15 protein-coding genes and 1 pseudogene are annotated in these 19,653 nt (G+C 40.3%); 2 read left to right on the top strand and 14 right to left on the bottom strand.

Features of this window, described 5'->3' with window-relative positions:
- Nucleotides 1-68: 68 nt before the first annotated feature.
- The 4 genes and pseudogenes from JOC34_RS08875 to glmS form a co-directional block, all read right to left on the bottom strand.
- Entirely contained in the window at nt 69-932 is an 864-nt protein-coding gene (locus JOC34_RS08875; RefSeq protein WP_205136410.1) for an HpcH/HpaI aldolase/citrate lyase family protein, read from the bottom strand.
- 34 nt (nt 933-966) lie between these two features.
- Nucleotides 967-2,130, bottom strand: a complete 1,164-nt coding sequence (locus JOC34_RS08870; protein WP_205136409.1) for a CaiB/BaiF CoA transferase family protein — start codon at nt 2,128-2,130, stop codon at nt 967-969.
- A gap of 281 nt (nt 2,131-2,411) precedes the next feature.
- Nucleotides 2,412-2,683, bottom strand: a pseudogene (locus JOC34_RS21730) (heteromeric transposase endonuclease subunit TnsA); the annotation flags it as partial.
- A 118-nt stretch (nt 2,684-2,801) separates the two neighbouring features.
- Complete coding sequence (gene glmS, locus JOC34_RS08860; protein WP_205136408.1) at nt 2,802-4,604, bottom strand: glutamine--fructose-6-phosphate transaminase (isomerizing); 1,803 nt, start codon at nt 4,602-4,604, stop codon at nt 2,802-2,804.
- A 620-nt stretch (nt 4,605-5,224) separates the two neighbouring features.
- Between glmS and JOC34_RS08855 the strand changes: the two genes are divergently transcribed.
- Entirely contained in the window at nt 5,225-6,400 is a 1,176-nt protein-coding gene (locus tag JOC34_RS08855; protein ID WP_205136407.1) for an MFS transporter, read from the top strand.
- A 151-nt stretch (nt 6,401-6,551) separates the two neighbouring features.
- Here JOC34_RS08855 and JOC34_RS08850 read toward each other — a convergent pair whose 3' ends face one another.
- From JOC34_RS08850 to sigW, 8 genes are all read right to left on the bottom strand, one after another.
- Nucleotides 6,552-8,339, bottom strand: coding sequence for a S9 family peptidase (locus JOC34_RS08850; protein WP_205136406.1), 1,788 nt, complete (start codon nt 8,337-8,339; stop codon nt 6,552-6,554).
- Between the two features lie 206 nt (nt 8,340-8,545).
- Nucleotides 8,546-9,943, bottom strand: a complete 1,398-nt coding sequence (locus JOC34_RS08845; protein WP_205136405.1) for a sensor histidine kinase — start codon at nt 9,941-9,943, stop codon at nt 8,546-8,548.
- A 90-nt stretch (nt 9,944-10,033) separates the two neighbouring features.
- Nucleotides 10,034-10,708, bottom strand: coding sequence for a response regulator transcription factor (locus JOC34_RS08840; protein WP_205136404.1), 675 nt, complete (start codon nt 10,706-10,708; stop codon nt 10,034-10,036).
- Nucleotides 10,709-11,807: 1,099 nt separating this feature from the next.
- Nucleotides 11,808-13,160, bottom strand: a complete 1,353-nt coding sequence (glmM, locus tag JOC34_RS08835; RefSeq protein ID WP_205136403.1) for a phosphoglucosamine mutase — start codon at nt 13,158-13,160, stop codon at nt 11,808-11,810.
- A gap of 75 nt (nt 13,161-13,235) precedes the next feature.
- Nucleotides 13,236-14,603 (bottom strand): CdaR family protein, encoded by a 1,368-nt coding sequence (locus tag JOC34_RS08830; protein WP_205136402.1) that lies wholly within the window; start codon nt 14,601-14,603, stop codon nt 13,236-13,238.
- Nucleotides 14,596-15,417 carry a diadenylate cyclase CdaA gene (gene cdaA, locus JOC34_RS08825; protein ID WP_205136401.1) on the bottom strand — a complete coding sequence of 274 codons (822 nt, stop codon included), beginning with the start codon at nt 15,415-15,417 and terminating at the stop codon, nt 14,596-14,598. The genes JOC34_RS08830 and cdaA overlap by 8 nt, the downstream gene beginning before the upstream one ends.
- 429 nt (nt 15,418-15,846) lie before the next feature.
- Nucleotides 15,847-16,485 carry a zf-HC2 domain-containing protein gene (locus JOC34_RS08820; RefSeq protein WP_205136400.1) on the bottom strand — a complete coding sequence of 213 codons (639 nt, stop codon included), beginning with the start codon at nt 16,483-16,485 and terminating at the stop codon, nt 15,847-15,849.
- Between the two features lie 15 nt (nt 16,486-16,500).
- Nucleotides 16,501-17,064, bottom strand: coding sequence for an RNA polymerase sigma factor SigW (gene sigW / locus JOC34_RS08815; RefSeq protein ID WP_205136399.1), 564 nt, complete (start codon nt 17,062-17,064; stop codon nt 16,501-16,503).
- Nucleotides 17,065-17,257: 193 nt separating this feature from the next.
- Here sigW and JOC34_RS08810 point away from each other — a divergent pair, with 193 nt between their 5' ends.
- A complete protein-coding gene (locus tag JOC34_RS08810; RefSeq protein ID WP_205136398.1) occupies nt 17,258-17,416 on the top strand; it encodes a Spo0E family sporulation regulatory protein-aspartic acid phosphatase in 159 nt (52 codons plus the stop codon).
- Nucleotides 17,417-17,520: 104 nt separating this feature from the next.
- Here JOC34_RS08810 and rocF read toward each other — a convergent pair whose 3' ends face one another.
- Both rocF and JOC34_RS08800 read right to left on the bottom strand, forming a co-directional pair.
- On the bottom strand, nt 17,521-18,423 hold the full coding sequence (gene rocF / locus JOC34_RS08805) for an arginase (RefSeq protein WP_205136397.1): 903 nt from the start codon (nt 18,421-18,423) through the stop codon (nt 17,521-17,523).
- 115 nt (nt 18,424-18,538) lie between these two features.
- Entirely contained in the window at nt 18,539-19,642 is a 1,104-nt protein-coding gene (locus tag JOC34_RS08800; RefSeq protein WP_239544224.1) for a phosphomevalonate kinase, read from the bottom strand.
- Between the last annotated feature and the right edge of the window lie 11 nt (nt 19,643-19,653).

The raw sequence follows: 19,653 nt of genomic DNA, 5'->3' as shown, positions 1-19,653 counted from the left end.
CGGAAAATGTCGAGCCAACTCATATTAGGGGTATCATAATCGCTAGCTCCGCATTAAGATCGATGACGTCATGTGTTATGTTCAATAACGAATTTATTGTATTTCTTTATTATTTTTCTGGCTCTTTCCACGACTGGAAAATCAATCATTTTTCCGTTCAATTGGAATGCTCCCAATCCGTCTCTTTCTGCTTGTTCATTTGCATTCAAAATTCCCTGTGCTTCCTCTATCTCTTTCTCATCAGGCGTAAATACGCGGTTAACATCTGAAATCTGTCCTGGATGAATAATGAGTTTTCCCTGAAATCCTAATTGTTTTGCCAATTGGGTATCGGCAAGCAACCCTTCACTATTGTGAATATCGGTATAAACCGTATCAATCGGAGCCTCTATGCCAGCTACGCGTGATGCAATAACCAACTGGGAGCGGGCATAAATTATCTCCTCACCTGACTCACTCATCTGTGTATTGATATCCAAGGTAAAATCTACTGCCCCAAACATTAATTGATTCACTCGGGGGCTGGCTTGGGCAATTTCTACTGAATGGTAAAGTCCGAGTGCCGATTCAATCAGGGGGACTATACGAACAGAGCCTGCTGGAATATGTCTTTTTTGTTCCCAATGAGAAAGTTGGTGATCAAGGACTAGAATATCTTCCCTTGTTTCCGCCTTTGGCAAGACAACACCTGCGATTCCCTTCTGAACAATCTCTTCTACATCCTCATAAGCCAAAGTACTTAATCTATTGATTCTAACGTAATTCACTTTCTTGCTTCTTTCCAAGATGTCTTTTACGAGAGTTCTAGCCTTTTGTTTTTCATTAATAGATATAGCATCCTCTAAATCATAAATTATCATATCAGCTTCTAATGTCAGCGACCTTTCTAGGGCCCTTTTATTGGATCCGGGTACAAATAACCATGAGCGCATTAACTATATTTACCTCCCTGCAAGTGCCGACTTCTCAAGAGTCTAACTGAGAAAAGTTCGTCAACTTAACACCTAATTCTTTTAAGATGGACCTATTATGTTCCCCAATTTTTGGAATGTCGCCCATCACATGCTCAATGTCATCAAATGTCACAGGAGGGATCAATGTTTTAATCAGTCCAACCGGCGAATTAACTTCCTTCCAACGATTACGCACCTGAAGCTGAGGATGATTAACAAACTCCTGAATCGTATTCATATGTGCATTTGCGATTTGTGCTTGCTCTAACCGATCAATGATTTCATCGGCTGTAAGTGTCTGAAATACAGATAGAATTTCCGATTCCAACGACGACTTGCTGTTGACACGCTTAGAGTTAGAATCAAATTTCGGTTCTGATGCAAGTTTAGGGTAATCTAGTACTGTTTCACAAAAGCGCTTCCATTCGCGATCGTTTTGAATTCCCAAGAATACCAGCTTATTATCACCCGCTTCAAAGGGCCCGTAAGGATATATGGTGGCATGACTTGCACCTGTACGTTTCGGCTCTTCACCTGAATACGAGTAGTAAACCGGGTACCCCATCCATTCACCTAAAGCCTCCAGCATGGATACTTCAAGAACTGTGCCTTCACCAGTTTTACTGCGGGCAATGAGCGCTGTTAATATACCAGAATACGTGTACATTCCCGCGGCAATATCTCCAATTGAAATACCTGCTTTGGATGGCTGTTCTTCTGTTCCTGTTATGGAAACCAGCCCTGCTTCGCATTGGACAAGCAAATCATAGGCCTTTTTATCCCGATAAGGACCATACGATCCGTAACCGGAAATACTGCAAATGATTAAATGGGGAAATTTTTCTTTTAAAATCTCAGGACTAAATCCTAAACGATTCACAGCCCCCGGAGCTAAATTTTGAATAAAGACATCAGCATTGGAAAGCAGGGATTCCAACACTTTCTTTGACTCTTCTTGTTTCAAATCTAAGGCTAACGATTCCTTGGAACGATTCAACCAAACAAAATGGCTAGACATCCCATTAACCGTAGTATCGTAATTTCTTGCAAAATCCCCGACTTCGGGCCTTTCAACCTTAATCACCCGAGCACCAAGATCTGCAAGTTGCCTGGTTGCAAACGGAGCAGCTACGGCCTGTTCCAGCGACACAACGGTAATATCTTCAAGTGGTAACAAAAAGGACCCCCCCCTTCGACAAAAGCACAAATAATTGTATCATTGGATAATTGGATAATTGGATCCAATATCTGTCCTTTTATATTAAATTACCCTAAGTTATACTATTTGTCAATGACTGTAATGCAAATTTTAAAAATTTATTTTTACGAATTTATTTTTACTTGTATGTTCTTTCACTTGTATTGCATAAAACTTAAATTTATAAGTCAACGAAAATATTTGAGTGGCTTGCCAATGACTAAGGGTTCTGATTACCACTTTACACCAGCGTGGGTTCTAGGACGTTTAATGCCTAATTCATCTGCAATAACTATTGTTTCTTCCGACGGTAGTAAAGGGAATTGCTCTCGAATATCAACAACCAACACTGAATGTTCAGTCAAGTAAAAATAGTTTCGTTCCAAATCTGATAAAAACTCATGCTGTCTGTTTGTTTTAATTCCCTTCAAACGAGTTGAGCGACCCAATGAAGATACATCTTGAATTTTTAGCCATGGTTTATAATCTGCACCAATACCTAACCTCTACCTTCTTTAATCCACTTATCAATTTTAGATGTTCTTTACTTTTCGACATAAAAAACACCCCTTTGAATTATCATAAACAAAGGGGTGAAGCTTCGCAACTTTATTTCAAATCTACACAAAAGGATTGGGGTAAGCTTTCACTTACTCCACCGTCACACTTTTCGCTAAGTTCCTCGGCTTATCAACGTCACATCCACGATCAAGTGCTGCATAATACGCTAATATCTGTAATGGTACAACACTTACCAAAGGCGCCAGCAGTTCGTGCACATGTGGTAAGACAAATGCATCGGTATCCAGTTCCAATCCCTTAGAACTAAAAATCATCGTATTTGCGCCACGTGCCGCTACTTCCTGTACATTACTGCGAATGGCATAATTGACATTTGCTTGTGTTGCAAGGGCGATAACCGGTGTCCCTTCTTCAATTAAAGCAATCGTACCATGCTTTAACTCTCCACCTGCAAAACCTTCAGCTTGGATATAGGAAATCTCTTTTAACTTTAATGCACCTTCTAAACAAACATAGTAGTCTGCGCCACGTCCGATGAAAAAGGCATTGCGTGTCGTCGCTAAATAGTCACTTGCTAAAGCTTCAATTGCTTCTTTTTGATCTGTAAGGACCTCCATTGCATTTGCGACGATCGCTAACTCTTGTAATGGATCAAAGTCCAGTTCAAAACCTTTTGCTTGTGCAGTATCTACAGCAAGGATTGCAAGTACAGCAATCTGTGCAGTGTATGCTTTGGTAGATGCTACAGCAATTTCAGGTCCTGCATAAAGATGTAATGTGTGGTCTGCTTCACGAGAAAGGGTGGATCCTGGCACATTTGTAACGGTTAATGCCGGGTATCCTTTTTTCTTTATATTTACTAATACGGATCTGCTATCGGCTGTTTCTCCACTTTGTGAGAGAAACACAAATAATGGCTTCTCCGATAACAATGGCATGTTGTATGAAAATTCACTTGCGACATGAACTTCAACTGGGATATTTGCTAGTTTTTCAATAAACTGCTTTCCAACCAATCCTGCATGATAACTTGTTCCACAGGCGATGATGTAAATACGGTCAGTCGCTTTCATTGCCTTGCGTATATTCATATCAAGCTTCAGTTCATTGTTTGCATTTTTGTATTCCTGAATAATTCTGCGCATCACAAATGGCTGCTCATCGATTTCCTTTAACATAAAGTGTGGATACGTTCCTTTTTCTATATCACTTGCATCCATTTGTGCGGTGTATGCCGAACGCTCAACCGCTGTGCCATCAAGATTTTGGATGTCAACAAAGTTTCGATTGAGCAGAACGATTTCCTGATCGAAAATTTCCAAGTACTGATCTGTCACATCTAATGTAGCCATTGCATCACTTGCAATGACATTAAAGTCATTCCCTAAACCAACTAATAACGGACTTTTATTTTTAGCTACATATAGCGTATCAGGATTTTCAGAATCAATCATTCCAATAGCATAGGAACCTTTCAACAGGCTGACCGCTTGACGAAATGCTTTCACAGTATCCTGATATTTTTTAAAAAGCTTCTCAACTAGATGAACAATGACTTCTGTGTCTGTTTCACTAGCAAAATTCACATCATGAAGATATGCCTTTTTTAAATCCTGGTAATTTTCAACAACACCATTATGAACAAGTGTAAATCTGCCAGACGCGCTTTGGTGTGGGTGTGCATTGTCTTCGCTTGGCACACCATGTGTGGCCCAGCGGGTATGGCCGATCCCCATTGTTGCATGGACGGCATTGTCTACTCGATTTCTTAATGCTGCAATACGTCCTTTTGCTTTAAATAAATGCATACCATCTTCATTTAACATCGCAATTCCAGCTGAGTCATAGCCTCTATATTCTAATTTTTCCAGTCCATTTAATAAAGTTTCCTTCGTATCATGCTGTCCTATATATCCTACAATTCCGCACATCGTATTCTTCCTCCTTGGATAAGGGGCAGAAACGACCTCTATTTACATAAGCTATATCAGGGGGCGTTTAACTGCCCCTCTCTCGTGATTGTATTACATCCTGCTCTTTTCCTTGGCCAATAAGTCGCCTCATTGTTTTCAGAACAAAGCATTTCGATTGGGATATGCAATCGGGAGGAACCCGCCGAATGACTCGATTAACCTCCACCTCGTTTACTATTTTCTTTTACCGTTCGAAAATAGTCCTGGCGCTTTTCATACTTTGTAACTTCTGTGCTCCTTTCTATGTTTGAATCGCATTCCACCCCCTCATTTTCAAAAGGGTACAGTATATTTTAACGGATAATAGCTTGATAGGTCAATCATTTTTTAAGGGTGGTGTTCATTAATTTATGCATGAATATAGAAAATTGTGTAGGAAAGCGGATGGGCTTCGACTCGTATTGTGTCTACTTTTAAGGTGCTTACTTTACTGTTCGCTAACGTAGTTGGGACTGCGCATGAATTTTGCAGGGCAATTCAAACTCGATGTGAGACAAAGTACTAGACACTTTCCCCTTTATGGATTAACATGGTGCCTTGCTATTTTATATTCTATTAATGAAGTAAAGGATGTTCTTATGGATCAACCACGACACTCACGTCGAACTATTTTAACCTTTTTTATGTTGTCCACTTTCGCTATTGGCATGACGGAATATGTTGTGACGGGATTATTAACACAATTTGCAGATGACTTTCAAGTACCTGTCTCCACAACTGGATTATTACTAAGTGCATATGCAATTGGTGTGGCGGTTTTTGGACCTCTTTTAAGAGTGGTTACTTTAAAATTTTCACCAAAGCCTTTATTAATCGCAATGATGGTGTTATTTATTTTAAGTAATACATTGGCAGCAATGGCTCCCTCTTTTAACATTATGATTTTATCTAGATTATGTTCAGCAATTATGCATGCACCTTTTTTCGGGCTTTGCATGTCTATGGCCATGAATATATCTCCACCAGATAAACGCCCAGCAGCTATTGCTGCAGTAAATGGCGGATTAACCATCGCTGTTATGTTAGGTGTTCCATTCGGTTCATTTATCGGAGGGATTTTCGAATGGCGCTATGTTTTTTGGTTTATTGTTGGGATAGGGATACTATCATTAATTGGACTTATCATTGTTACGCCAAATGAAAGACCGGTAGAAGTCCCTAAATTGAAAGATGAACTGAAGATTTTCAAAAATAAAAGCGTTATGCTTATCATTGCTATCATTGTATTCGGTTTTTCCGGGGTATTTACTGCCTATACCTTTCTGGAACCCATACTTCGGTACTTTGCTGGGTTCGGTGTTACAGGTATTACCTTTTCTCTTCTCTTCTTTGGGATTGGAGCAGTGATTGGCAATTTCGCCTCCGGCAGGATTGTGCCAAATAAACTAACGGAAAGATTGATGTTTGTTTTAATTGGACTTGCTATCGTACTGGCGCTGTTTACAACGCTCATTCAATTCTCTGTGCTAGCATTTATCATGGCCTTTCTTTTTGGTATTGGGACCTTTGGTACGACACCAATTTTAAATGCTAAGATTATTATTGGCGCAAGGGAGGCACCCGCCTTATCCGGAACCATTGCTGCATCAGTCTTTAATTTAGCTAACGCTATTGGAGCTACGCTTGGGACAGGATTACTTCATGCAGGGGCAAGCTTTACTACCATCACCTTAGTTGCATCCGGAATGATTTTATTCGGACTTTTACTAACGTATGTTACACATAAAGTAGAAGACAAGACACTTTTTGAATAACCAATAGTAACCCAGCGTTTATATTGAAGTGAACGTTGGGTTTTATCTTTTATAAAGTAAAACTTAATTCCCAAGAGCATTTTACTGTCCGTTAAATTGCGACAGCCCCCCACTGCTTTAGCACTTTAACGTGGTGGGGGACTGTCCCCAATTATTGATGCTTTTCCATAAAATCGAGCATCATGCTGTATACTTTGATTTCATTTTCTTTCTTTGAAAAACCGTGTCCTTCGTCCTCCATGACATAGTATTCGACATCGCGCCCTTCTTCCTCTAGCTTCGCAACAATTTGATCGGATTCTTCTTTTACAACCCGTGGATCTTTTGCACCTTGAATAACAAGCATTGGTTTTGTCATGCCATCCAAATAGGTTACTGGTGAATCTTTGATAAACCGTTCTTTATCACGTTCTGGATCACCTATCCAACGTTCCATAATTGGTTTCCAATGTGGTGGGACAGAGTTAACAAACGTAAATAAATCAGATGGACCGAAAATATCAACTACAGCTTTAAAATACTCCGCATGGCGTCCATGCAATAACAACGCCATGTATCCGCCATAACTACCGCCGACTAAGAACAATTTCTCCCGATCTGTAATCTTATTGTCAAACAACCATTCAATACCTGCAACACAATCCAAACGTGGTCCTTCTCCCCAGTCTTGCTCAACTAATTTAACAAACGAAGAGCCATAGCCCGTGCTTCCCCGGAAGTTTGGCGCAAAAATGGTGTAACCGCGATTCAAGAAACATTGGAACATCGCCCGGAATGTTTTGCGTTCAGCCGCTTGAGGCCCGCCATGTGCCCAGAAAATTGTATGTCCATTATCATTTTCAGGCCTCGCTTTAAATAGCAGTGCTTCGATTTCCATGCCATCGAATGATGGATAGGACACAACATCAGGCTCCACCATATCCTTGTTATTTAGTCCCAACACATTGTTGTTTGTTAATTGCTCCCACGCTTCTCCCGTTTTCGAATGATAAATATTCACTGGCTTCGTACCGCTGATTCCCAATAAATAGACTGCACCGGATGCTGCCACATGGATTTTACCGATCACGTCGACAGGTAAAGTTAATGCCTCTAATCTTTCACTAGTTAGATCGTAGCGATATAACCTATCACTCACGCCCTTTTCTGAAGTAAGATAAAGTACGGCTAGCTCTTTATTGAATTTAACCGTTTCGATACTCTCATTTTCTATCGTTACAACCGCTGAAAATTCCTTCAATTTTAGATCAAATTTAGCAATATAGCTATATTCACTTTCATAATCTGTGATAAAGTAAATCGTTTGATCATCTACAAATACTGGATCAAACACAACATGAACCTTTTCCAGATCCGGGGTTAGGCTATATGTTTCTTCCCCTAATTTAACAACCCCCGTTACATATGTATTTGCCGATGAACGCAAATACACAAACGCCTTTTCATCTTCTGATACTGCCGCTAATTCCGTTGGGTAGCCTTCTCCCTCATTCAATAAAGTATCGGTTTTATCCGCTATATTACGGACACGCGCATTCAGGAAGGACGGATTTCCCTCTGACGTCATATAATAAACACGTTTTCCGTCTTCACTTAAATGAGCAAAATAGAATTTGTCGGCTGGATCACCAGTAATAAGTGGCTGCGGCAATCCACCTTCATAAGGAACGGCATAAATTTGATGGTTTTCATCGCCATCCTTATCGAATCCGGCTAATACATAACGATTTTCCGGATCGATTTGGATAAAACTGCACGATTCATTCTGATGAGCAAACAAGTATGGAAATGTATCAGGTAAATCCATCGCCCATAAGTTCATCTTACCGTTTAAATTAGAACTGAAAATAAGACGCTGTTCATCCTTGCTCACTGCAAAATCAGTAATCGCATACGTACGGAAAAATTGTTCAACTGTTGGTTTTGGAAATTGTATCATAGTAAACCTCCTCAGTATTTTTAACAGGATGTAAGTCTTTGTTGTTTTATAATTAATACCCCTAAGTATAGCTTACTTCTTTCTGTTGAAATAGAAGTTTCCCTTATTTATCCTATTTTCCCAAGAAATTTTTCTAATGGTATCAAGATTAGCTTCGACAGATATCTGTCCGATAATGGATACAACTGTATTGAAATATCATTTAGTTACATTTCACTAAACGAGTTACTTTTTGGCAAACTAACAATAAATTGGGATCCTACTCCAATTTCACTTTCTACCATAATTGTTCCTCGATGCAGTTCGATAACTTTCTTCGCAATAGCTAATCCTAATCCAGTGCTGTTTTCTGTCCTTGTACGGGCTTTGTCTACTTTATAAAAGCGATCGAAGAGCTTTGAGATATCCTGCTCATCAATTCCAATGCCGGTATCTTTCACCATTACTTGTACATCATCCTTCTCTTCTGCAGTACTTATGGTAACTGTACCACCAGGTTCTGAATAACGAATCGCATTTGTTATCAGGTTCATCCAGACTTGTTGCAATAGCCTCGGGTCCCCTACCACGTTTGCTGAAGCGATATCCATTTCAATAGCAATATCCTTCTCGCGCCATTGCCATTCCGTCGTGGAGACCGTTTCCTTCAATTGGTCTGCCAAATCAAAAGTCACCACATTGCCTGCATCTGCTTCGCTATCAAGAAAAGACAATGTTAATAACTGTTTACTCAAAGCAGAGAGCCGCTTACTTTCCTTTTCAATGATGGATAAATAATGGTGCCGCTCTTCTTCTGATAAGTTTTCTTCTCTTAATGTTTGTGAAAAACCCTGAATCGATGTTAATGGGGATTGAATCTCATGAGAAACACTGGAAACGAACTCTTGTCTTTTTTCTTCTGTTTGTTCTAAGCTGTCGCTCATTTTGGAAAAATCATTTGCCAGCCTGCCTATTTCATCCCGGCGGTTTACCTTTAATTTTAAATGGTAGTTGCCTGCTGCGATTTTCTTCGTTGCGTCTGTTAATTTCTTGATGGGATTGACAATAAAGCGTGTACTAATTAGTACGAGTAAAAAGCTAAATACCAATGCCAACACTAATAATACAGCAAGGAAAATGCGCATTTCTCCAAATTGTTGCTGGGTATTCGGACGTACAAACAGTGCCTGTACTTCACCATCTATCTCGATCGGCACGCCAATTGTATTTTTTAATTCATCATCAAAAAAACCAGTTACAAAAAGCTGCCACGGATAATCGGCAATCCCGTGATAAGTCTCCCCATTTAAAACAGCTGCTTTACTTTCAGGAGCAAGATTATGCAATCGAAAATCTTCCCCATAGGTCTGTTCGTTTCCCTTTTGATCCACTAGATAAAACTTATAGCCCAGATCAGCCATGGAATTGAAATAAGGGGCAACCCGCTGGTAATTGTTATTTTCAAAAACGGTTACAATGTTTTCGGTAATCTGGGTAACCTTTTCATCATTTTCAGGTTTTAAATAGTGCTGATAATATATATTTGTTCCAATAAATGCGATCAGTGCACTGGCGATCATTATCATCATCGTTGTAGCAATGATTCTTACATAGAGTGTCCGCATGTTTGCCTGCCTCCGAATTCAAGTATCATTATTACTTTAAGGATATAACAGTTTCATGAACAGCTGATGAACGAGAGGTAACAATCGGCTCTATTCCTCTATCACTAATTTATATCCAAGCCCGCGAATTGTTTGAATGGAGAATTGGAAGCGTTCTGTTGAGAACCGCTCACGCAAACGCTTAATATGTACATCAACAGTACGATCATTCCCGATGAAATCATTTCCCCAAACGAGATCAATTAATTGTTCACGGGAAAATATACGATCCGGATAGCTGGCTAGTTGGGCAAGCAATTCGAATTCCTTTAATGGCAGGATAATCGTTTTACCATCGGTTTCCACCTCATAATTTTTCCGATTAACAATCGTGTTTCCTAGATGGATCTGTTCTTCATTAATCATTTGAAACCTGCGCAGTAGCGCCTTCATGCGAAATAAGACTTCCTTTGGTTCAAATGGCTTTACAATATAATCATCTGTTCCTGCAAGGTAGGCTTTTTCTTTATCCATTATTTCTCCTTTTGCTGTTAACATAAGAATTGGTATATCGTATAATTCCCGAATCTCTTTACACAGCTGATATCCGTCTACATTTGGCATCATAATATCTACAATAGCTAAATGTGCTTGTTCTTCCTCTAGAAGTTGTAATGCATCTTCTCCATCCACCGCTTCGATGGTTTTATAGCCTTCCCTTTGTAAATAAAACCGTAGTAATTCCCGGATATGTGGATCATCATCAACGATTAGTGTTGTGATCATTGGATTTCCTCCATCTACTTTTTTCTTTATCGTAACATATTCATGAAGAACGGTGATAGGGATGTATGATACACGATTTTCGATTTACTCAACTTGACTTTTGATAGAGCTTTTTCGTTAATTTTGTCGCTTTTTATTATCGTATTTATATAAGCTGCGACATAAGAGCATGTTGATTTCCCAAGAAGTGTATTATTCGCCGTCCGGGATCGATCCGGGCGGATGCTTTCCGCGGGTGCCCCGGCAAGGGGTATGTCGACGTTGCCCGCAAAGGGCGGTTTTAGTCGACCTTCATACCCACTCTCGGGGGTCTTCGGACACGTGCTGGGACTGCGATTACTCGTCCCACCGAAAACCATTGTTCCCGCTGGAGTCACCGTCCGTCTCTCACCCCGACTGATAATGTATTCACGGGAAGGTACTTGGTCATTCATCCAACTACAGTACTTTTTATTGGCAAAGGCTATACGAAGACTCCAGCGGGAGGTCGGCTAATAACGGTCACGTCCTGTGACCAATGCCGACACTAGAACATCGTGTTCGTCGAAAAGGCATCGGTGAGACCCCGCAGTGCGTAAGGAGGCCGCTGAAAAAATGGTAGATTTTAAAAATCTTGCTTTTCACCTTAATCTAGCGTCTCGAATATACGGAGACTCCTGCGGGAAGTAAGAGATCGGCGAGACCCCGCAGGACGGTAGTCCGAGGAGGCTCGACACTCGCCCGCGGAAAGCGAAGTATATTCGAAGATGCGATGGTAGATCCGCATATTATAGTGCTATATTTAACTTTTTCAGTGACCTCGTGCGTAAGCACAAGGAGGCTCAACAGCCGCCCGCGGAAAGCGGAGTGTATACGGGCTGCGACCGACTAAGAAACTTGTTTTCATTATCAGCGCTACAGATATAACATAGAATTTATGTCGCAGCTTACCTCTTCTATGTAAAAACCCTTTATTTTACAAGGTTGTCAAGGGAGTTATTAGAACTATTCTAAGTTTAACTCATCCAAACTCTTTGAACGTATTATATTCGTGCGAAAGTTGAGTGATTTATAAATATAAAAAGCTGTTCTCCAATCGTGGAGAACAGCTTTTATCGTTTTACGCTTCCTTCATACCTAACAAATCATCGATTACCTTTACAACCTGTTCAACATATTTCTCACACAATTCTTTGGTTTGCGCTTCTACCATGACACGAACGAGAGGTTCTGTTCCCGATGGGCGTACAAGTACACGTCCCTGATCCCCTAATTCACGCTCAACTGCTTCAACGGCTTCTAAAATCCTTGGATCGTTCAATGCTTTATTTTTATCAATTACTTTTATATTTTTCAATACCTGTGGGAAAATTGTCATTTCCGCAGCTAGTTCTGACAACGGCTTTCCCGTTTCTTTCATGACATTAACGAGCTGAAGTGCGGATAACATACCATCACCTGTTGTAATGTGATCGAGGAAAATAATATGGCCGGATTGCTCACCACCAAGCGTAAAGTTCCCCCGACGCATTTCCTCCATCACATAACGATCACCAACCGCCGTTTTATCACTTCTCATGCCATGTGCTTCAAGTGCTTTATAAAAACCAATATTGCTCATGACGGTGGATACAACTGTGTTTTGGCGAAGATAGCCTTTTTCATTTAAGTATTTGGCGCAAATAAAGAGGATCTGATCTCCGTCAACGATATGGCCTTTCTCATCAACAGCTATGAGTCGATCTCCGTCCCCATCGAATGCAAGCCCCACATCTGCTTCCTTCTCTAATACAAATGCCTGTAAGCTTTCAGGATGTGTTGAACCTACACCATCATTGATATTTAAACCATTTGGCGATGAGCCCATAGAATTAATTTCCGCTTCTAAATCGGCAAATAAATGAGTTGCCAGGCTAGATGTAGAGCCATGTGCACAATCGATTGCAACTTGTATACCTTCGAAATCATTATCTACTGTATCCTTTAAAAAGGAGAGATACTTCTGACCACCCTCAAAGTAGTCATTAACAATGCCTACATCTGCACCTACCGGACGTGGTAAGTGATCATCATCACCATCTATTAATTGTTCAATCTCATTCTCCTGCTCATCGGTTAGTTTAAAACCGTCTGAGCCAAAAAACTTAATACCATTATCCTCTACCGGATTATGAGAGGCTGAAATCATTACACCAGCCTGTGAACTGGTTGCTGTGGTTAAATAAGCAACACCAGGTGTCGAAATAACGCCAAGACGCATGACCTCTGCACCTATTGATAATAGTCCGGATAATAAAGCACTTTCCAACATATAACCGGAAATACGTGTATCCCGGCCTATTAATACTTTTGGCTTATCCGTATCCCTTGTTAAAACATAACCAGCAAAGCGGCCTAATTTATATGCTAACTCCGGTGTCAATTCCTTGTTCGCTATCCCTCTTACACCATCTGTTCCAAAATACTTGCCCATTCATACCTCTCCTTTACATCCATCAGACCTATTTAAAAATAAATAGGAAAAATAGGATAATCAAGTCATTGCTCTTTAATTGATTCCAATCGTAACTTCTTCAAATTCACCGTTAACATCGATATCATCTGGCCCTTTAATGGAGACGGGAACCGTATGCTCACCCGGAGCAAGAGAATCCACATCAATTCCTATCTCAAAGTCTTCCGCACGCAATTGATCGATATCCGCCTCATCCCCGTCCACTGTTATATCCATTGCAGAATCGCCTGGTTCGATGAATGATATATCCTGATCCTCAGGCAGATTCTCAGCCTTTATAGGTACCTGCTCAAAGCTAATTGTTGCGGTTCCCCTTGTTTCTGCGGTTTCAGCGGTTTCTTCGGTTTCTTCAGATTGCTCTTTATCTTCGGTTTTCCCCGTCTCTTGGGTTTGCTCTTTATCTTCGGTTTTTCCAGTTTCCTCAGTTTCACCGCTATCTTCAATTTTTTTTACTTTAAACGAAACGCCTACTTCTTCACCGTCTGGCACGCTCACTCCTTCAGGGAGATCCAATTTCGCTTCTACTTCACCTGATTTATTTATCTCTGACAAATCAATTTCCTCGGTGGATATTTCATTCAACTCGTCAAGGATGCTGTTTTTCGCAAAAATTTCTACTTCATCTACGTCAGCAGATATAGATGTTAATTCATATCCTTCCGGTAGCTCACCTTTTGTCGGCACATTTACAGATACAGTTTTACTAGGATTGTCCACATCAGCCGAAACTAACACATTCTCCGGTTCTATGTTTACATTTAATTCATTTCCCTGCGTATCATAAACATTGACTGGAACCTCGCGCTTATTGATGGCTTCGTTTACGTCCGTTACGTCAACAAACACTTTTACGACGCCGATTTGCTCAATCACACTCTTGGAACTCGTAACCGTTATTGTTCCAGGGTTGACTTCATGATCACCAAGTTCATAACCCGCGGCCATGTTCTCTGTATTAATAAAGTCAACATTGACCGGGAATTCTTTTGTTGCCTTTTCCTCAATCGTTACTTCAACCGTCTTTGGTTCAATAAATGCAGATAGATCCTTTGGAACATTGGCATACTCCACTTCCACTTCATGTTCTCCTTCGCCAAGTCCTTCCAGGTCAACAAATACATCGAAATTCCGCTGTCTGATGGTAGGAGTCAGCACGCCTGTTGAACCTTTAAATGAGACTGTAACGAACTCTGGTACACCACTCACTACGTACTTTTCGTTATCAATGCGAATGCCTACAGGAACATCACTCAATGTTTGCATTTCCTCTGACTTCCCCGGGAAGATAGAAGGTTCAGTATCAGTTTTATCTGATTCTACGTTTACAAACACAAACAGTGCTATGGCGAAAGCCAGTGATACAGTGAGAACAAACCATTTACTGCGAAATAATTTATCCATTCTTTTTCCCCCTCCATTTCCATGATTTCTTATCTGGGGTCTTAAGATTAGTTGATAAATTTTCCCGAAGAATGGTCCGGAGGCTTCCCTCGTCTAATTCTCTATGTAGCTCTCCATTCTTTGCACAGGAGATATTGCCCGTTTCCTCTGAAACAACAATGGTAAGTGCATCTGTTACTTCACTAATTCCCATTGCAGCTCTATGCCTTGTTCCCAACTCCTTTGAAATAAAAGGACTTTCCGACAAAGGCAGATAACACGCAGCGGCAAGAATTTCCTCATTCTTAATGATGACAGCACCGTCATGAAGCGGTGTATTTGGCGTGAAAATATTTGTTAATAATTGGTGTGTTAAGTTACCCCCAATTGGGATACCTGTTTCCGCGTATTCACCAATCCCAGTTTCACGTTCAATGGATATAAGTGCACCGATACGCCGTTTTGCCATGTACTTACATGATTCTATAATTGCTTCAATACTACTCTCGATTATTTCCTCTTCCGATCTTGCACTTCTGGAGAAGATATTTCCCCGTCCAATCTGTTCCAGTGCTCTTCTGAGTTCCGGCTGGAATAAAATAATGATTACAATGACCCCCCAGGAAATAGCCTGGTTGGTTAACCATTGAACCGTTTGTAAATTAAATAAAATACTAAATGCCCATACGGCAAGGACAACGGCAATACCTTTCAATAACTGAATTGCCTTTGTACCCTTAATCAACATAATTAATTTATATAATACATACCAGACGAGAGCTATATCTACGCCTATTCTTAGCACTTGTAAAAGATCAATTCCCCCATCAAGCATGATTACACTTCCTTTAGCGCATAAATTTTATCTTCGCAACGGTGATAAGTACCGCTATGCTTCGAAATAAGTGCGACTAAGTACAAATAGCGTCAAAACGCCATCTGAACCAAGTCTACTTTATATCCGTAGTGCTATATATTATAACATATTATGCCAAGAAACATATGTTTATATATCCGCGTTTTTTAAATCGGCATAAGAAAACCCGAATTCAGTACAACTGATATTCGAGTTTTCTTTTATTCCAGGAACAAAAGCGCAAGCGCCTTGATCATCCCCGACAAGCTTAAGCAAGAAATTACAGTGGCGTTTCTTTGCCACAGGGAGTTCTTGCTTAAGATCTCGAGATGATAGGCGCTGGAGCTGGACGTGGCTAACCCCATAGTTAACATTTTTTAGCAAAAATTTCTATACGCTCTTTCCTTGTTAAAAAGTAAAGATTCCTTTGAATAAATTTTTAAATGTGTACCATATCCATTCAAAAAATTGGTCGACATGATTGAATTCCCCGTTTACTTCACCAACAGAAGCCGTGAACGATTCCTCGTCCAGCATATTACCATCCTCCAGCAATTCTCCGTTTACAATCGTTACGTCGCCCTCGATGGTGCCTTTCACCATTAAATCGCCATTTTTAACAAGCAAATCACCTGGCACAGTAATCCCCTCTGGCACAATCACAGTATCGCCCTCAATGACTAAGTTCTCTTGCTTCGATACAACAAGCTGGGAGTCCTGACTCCATGATGAAAATACACTACCAATCATAAGAACAAAAAATATAGCTGCTGCGGTCAAAACAGGATGCGCTTTGAACCAACGTTTATACTTAACCTGTTTTTTTTCAGTAGGTAAATTTTGCATGACCTTCGATGAAAGACTTTCCGGTACCGAAATATGCTCGGTACTTTGGATAAACGTCAGTGTTCGTTTCAACTCATGGAAATGTTTTTGACACACTTCACACCCTTCCAAGTGTAAACGAAGTATTGCTTCTTCCCGCTGGTTTAAGTCTCCGTCTAAATATTGGTGCATCAATTGAGCATATTCCCTATTACAATCCATGCCGCTCACACTCCTTTACACATGGCGAAGCTTCTTCCTTAATGCTTCTCTGCCGCGATGGATTCGCGTTTTTACCGTTCCTAATGGGATATTCAAAATATCGCTAATTTCCTTTAAAGAAAATTCTTCCAAGTACCGTAACATGATAATACTGCGGTACTTAGGTGGTAATTCAGCAATTTCCTGATGTATAAAGCGTTGTAACTCCAGACCTTCCACTTCTTCTCCAGGAGAACGATCTTGACTCGGTAGACGCGTATACATATCCAGTCCATCTGTTCCTTTCATTTCGGCATCCAGAAAATAATCCGGCTTACGTTTCCGGATCCGATCAATTGTCAAATTCGTCGCGATCCGATATAACCACGTTGAAAACTTTCTGCGGTTGTCAAATGAATCAATGTTCGTATACGCACGGATAAATGCTTCCTGTGCAACATCCTCAGCTTCATGTGCATTACCAAGCATGCGGTAACAATGCTGGTAAATTCTATTCTGAAAGTAGATGACGATATCCTCGAAAGAAGATTGGTCACCCTTTTTTACTTGTTTTATTTTCTCTCGAATCATTTCATCCATACACGTACCTCCGCTAACGCCCGGGGTATTCTTATTACGAATACCAATGCAAAAGGTTTCATTATTCATTTTAAAAAATACAATATACATTAAATGTTCACATATTATGTACTAAACAAATTTATTCATGGTTTAGTTTTGCAATTTTTTGGGTAATTTCTTACTATAGTATACTAGATAGGAGGGCGATTTTGTGGGTAAATTAATATTATTAGAAAAAATCGAGGCTTGTCGTGAGGAAATGATTTCTTTAAGTAATGCACATCCATTAACTTCTGAAATTGTCGTCTCCACTAGCACCAAGCTGGATAAACTGATCAACGAATATCAACATCTCGCTAAAAATGCTTAAACCATAGATATTAGAAAACTAAGGCAGTAAGAAAGTAGTTATACTTTCTTACTGCAAACGAAAAAGACATGAAGCGTTACGCTTTATGTCTTTTTAATGCCATACTATTTCAGTTTCTCGCCAAACAACGACCCCATTAACGCGACTGCTACGGTGGCTGTTTTGTTTTTATCATCAAGGATCGGGTTGACTTCAACAAACTCAGCGGATGTAATCAGACTGGATTCAAATAGCATCTCCATCGCTAAATGACTTTCACGATAGGTCATTCCGCCAAGTACAGGTGTACCAACGCCAGGTGCTTCTGATGGGTCTAACCCATCTAGATCTAGACTAAGATGCACACCATCCGTTCGTTCGTTTAAGTAAGCAATTGTTTCTTCCATCACCTTTGGCATACCTAAACGATCGATCTCATGCATGGTAAATACTTTAATCCCCTTTTCACGGATTAACTCCTTTTCACCCGGATCCAGTGAGCGGGCACCGACCAATACAATATTTTCCGGTTTCACTTTTGGCATATAATCCGAAATATTTGTTAACTTTTCATGGCCAATTCCCATACTGACCGCCAACGGCATACCGTGAATATTTCCGGAAGGGGACGTCTCACCTGAATTCATATCACTATGTGCATCATACCAAATAACACCTAAATTCTCATAATACTTGGAGATACCAGCCAAGCTACCAATCGCGATACTGTGATCACCACCTAGGATTAAAGGAAAATTACCCTTCTCTATTTCCTGATCAACCATTTTTGCTAGTTGCTGATTAGTTTCTGTTATTTGATCCAGGTTTTTTAAGTTACTTGCTTTATCGATAACGGTTTCATTTGGTCTTGTAATTGGTATATCGCCTAAGTCATTGATCGTAAATTTTAATTGCTCAAGCGTTTCAGTAACTCCAGCATATCGGATGGCGCTAGGTCCCATGTCCACGCCGCGGCGGCTTTGCCCTAAATCCATTGGGACGCCAATAATTGAAATGTTCTTTTTCATTGTAATATTCCCCCTTGGCTTTATTCTATCCAAAAGAAAACAATGACTCAACTCGACATCCAGATGCATATATATACATAAAAAAAGTGATGTATCTTTAGATACACCACTTTTTTTACGCTTCTTTTGCACTTGCTCCAAATGGATTGGGCTGAATGTCTAACGGTTTGATTCCTGCCTTAGACCAAGCTTCCATTAAGGCATCTGCTTTTTCCTTCGATGGCATGAATGCAATACCACAATCCCCTCCACCAGCACCTGATGGTTTTCCTGCGCCACCATACTGCTCTGCAAGATCGCATAATGTACTTAACAAGGGTGTTTCAACTGGTGTATCTGCATGACGACCTACTTTGGCTAAAGCCTGCCTATTTTGCTTGACGCCTTCTAGAAGAAGGGGAATATTCTCTGATTCCATTCCCATTAAAATGTTTTTGACCGCTTCTTCACTTGACGTGAGGAATTCCTCAAAAAGCATGCTATTTGTTTTGTTCAAGTGCAAAATTCTATCAACTAATTTACCCGTGGATGCCGGATTCCCCGTCCATCCAACACATATGTATACATTTTCCGGTATTTGAATGGGGTTAATGGATAAATATGTCCAATCCGCTTTCAATAGTGCTGTTAATGTCTCTGCTTCTTCAAATGCAGTCTTCAACCATTCCGCTTGAAATGAGGAGTAATGGAGTATACCGCCATACGAAGACGCTGCTACATCAGCACCTGATCCGTTTCCTTGTGTATTTACATGCGTAATAGCTGCCAGTTTAAAAATCAAAGTCGCAGTTGGTGCTTCGGACAAATGACCTTTTAAAATAGCTGTGATCACAGAGGTTACGACTGCAGCACTCGAGCCTAACCCATACTTAATACCTGATGTATCATCAAGCTCACTTTTTATGGATAGTTCAAACGGATTTGGTGTTATTCCATTTTCCTGTAAATAACGAAATGCGATTGTCATTGCATTTTCAACAAAATGCACCCGTTTATCAGTTGAATGAATGTTCACTTTATCACGTTTATAATCCCATATAAGGTCATTTAGGTCAAAGTCCTGAAATGTTATCCGATTTTGATCACTTGGCTGCCAAGTTGTGTAAACAAACCGGTCAACCGCCATTACAACTAGATTCTGATAAGGTACTAGTACAGCAAATTCTCCAGCCACCATTAATTTACCTGGTACTTTTATGGTCATTGATGTATAAGGCAAAACATTTCATC

The sequence above is a fragment of the Virgibacillus halotolerans genome (genome assembly GCF_016908515.1).
GTDB lineage: Bacteria > Bacillota > Bacilli > Bacillales > Amphibacillaceae > Virgibacillus_M > Virgibacillus_M halotolerans.
The sequence above is the reverse complement of the archived record's forward strand: the minus strand, read 5'-3'. Positions and strand labels throughout refer to the sequence as shown.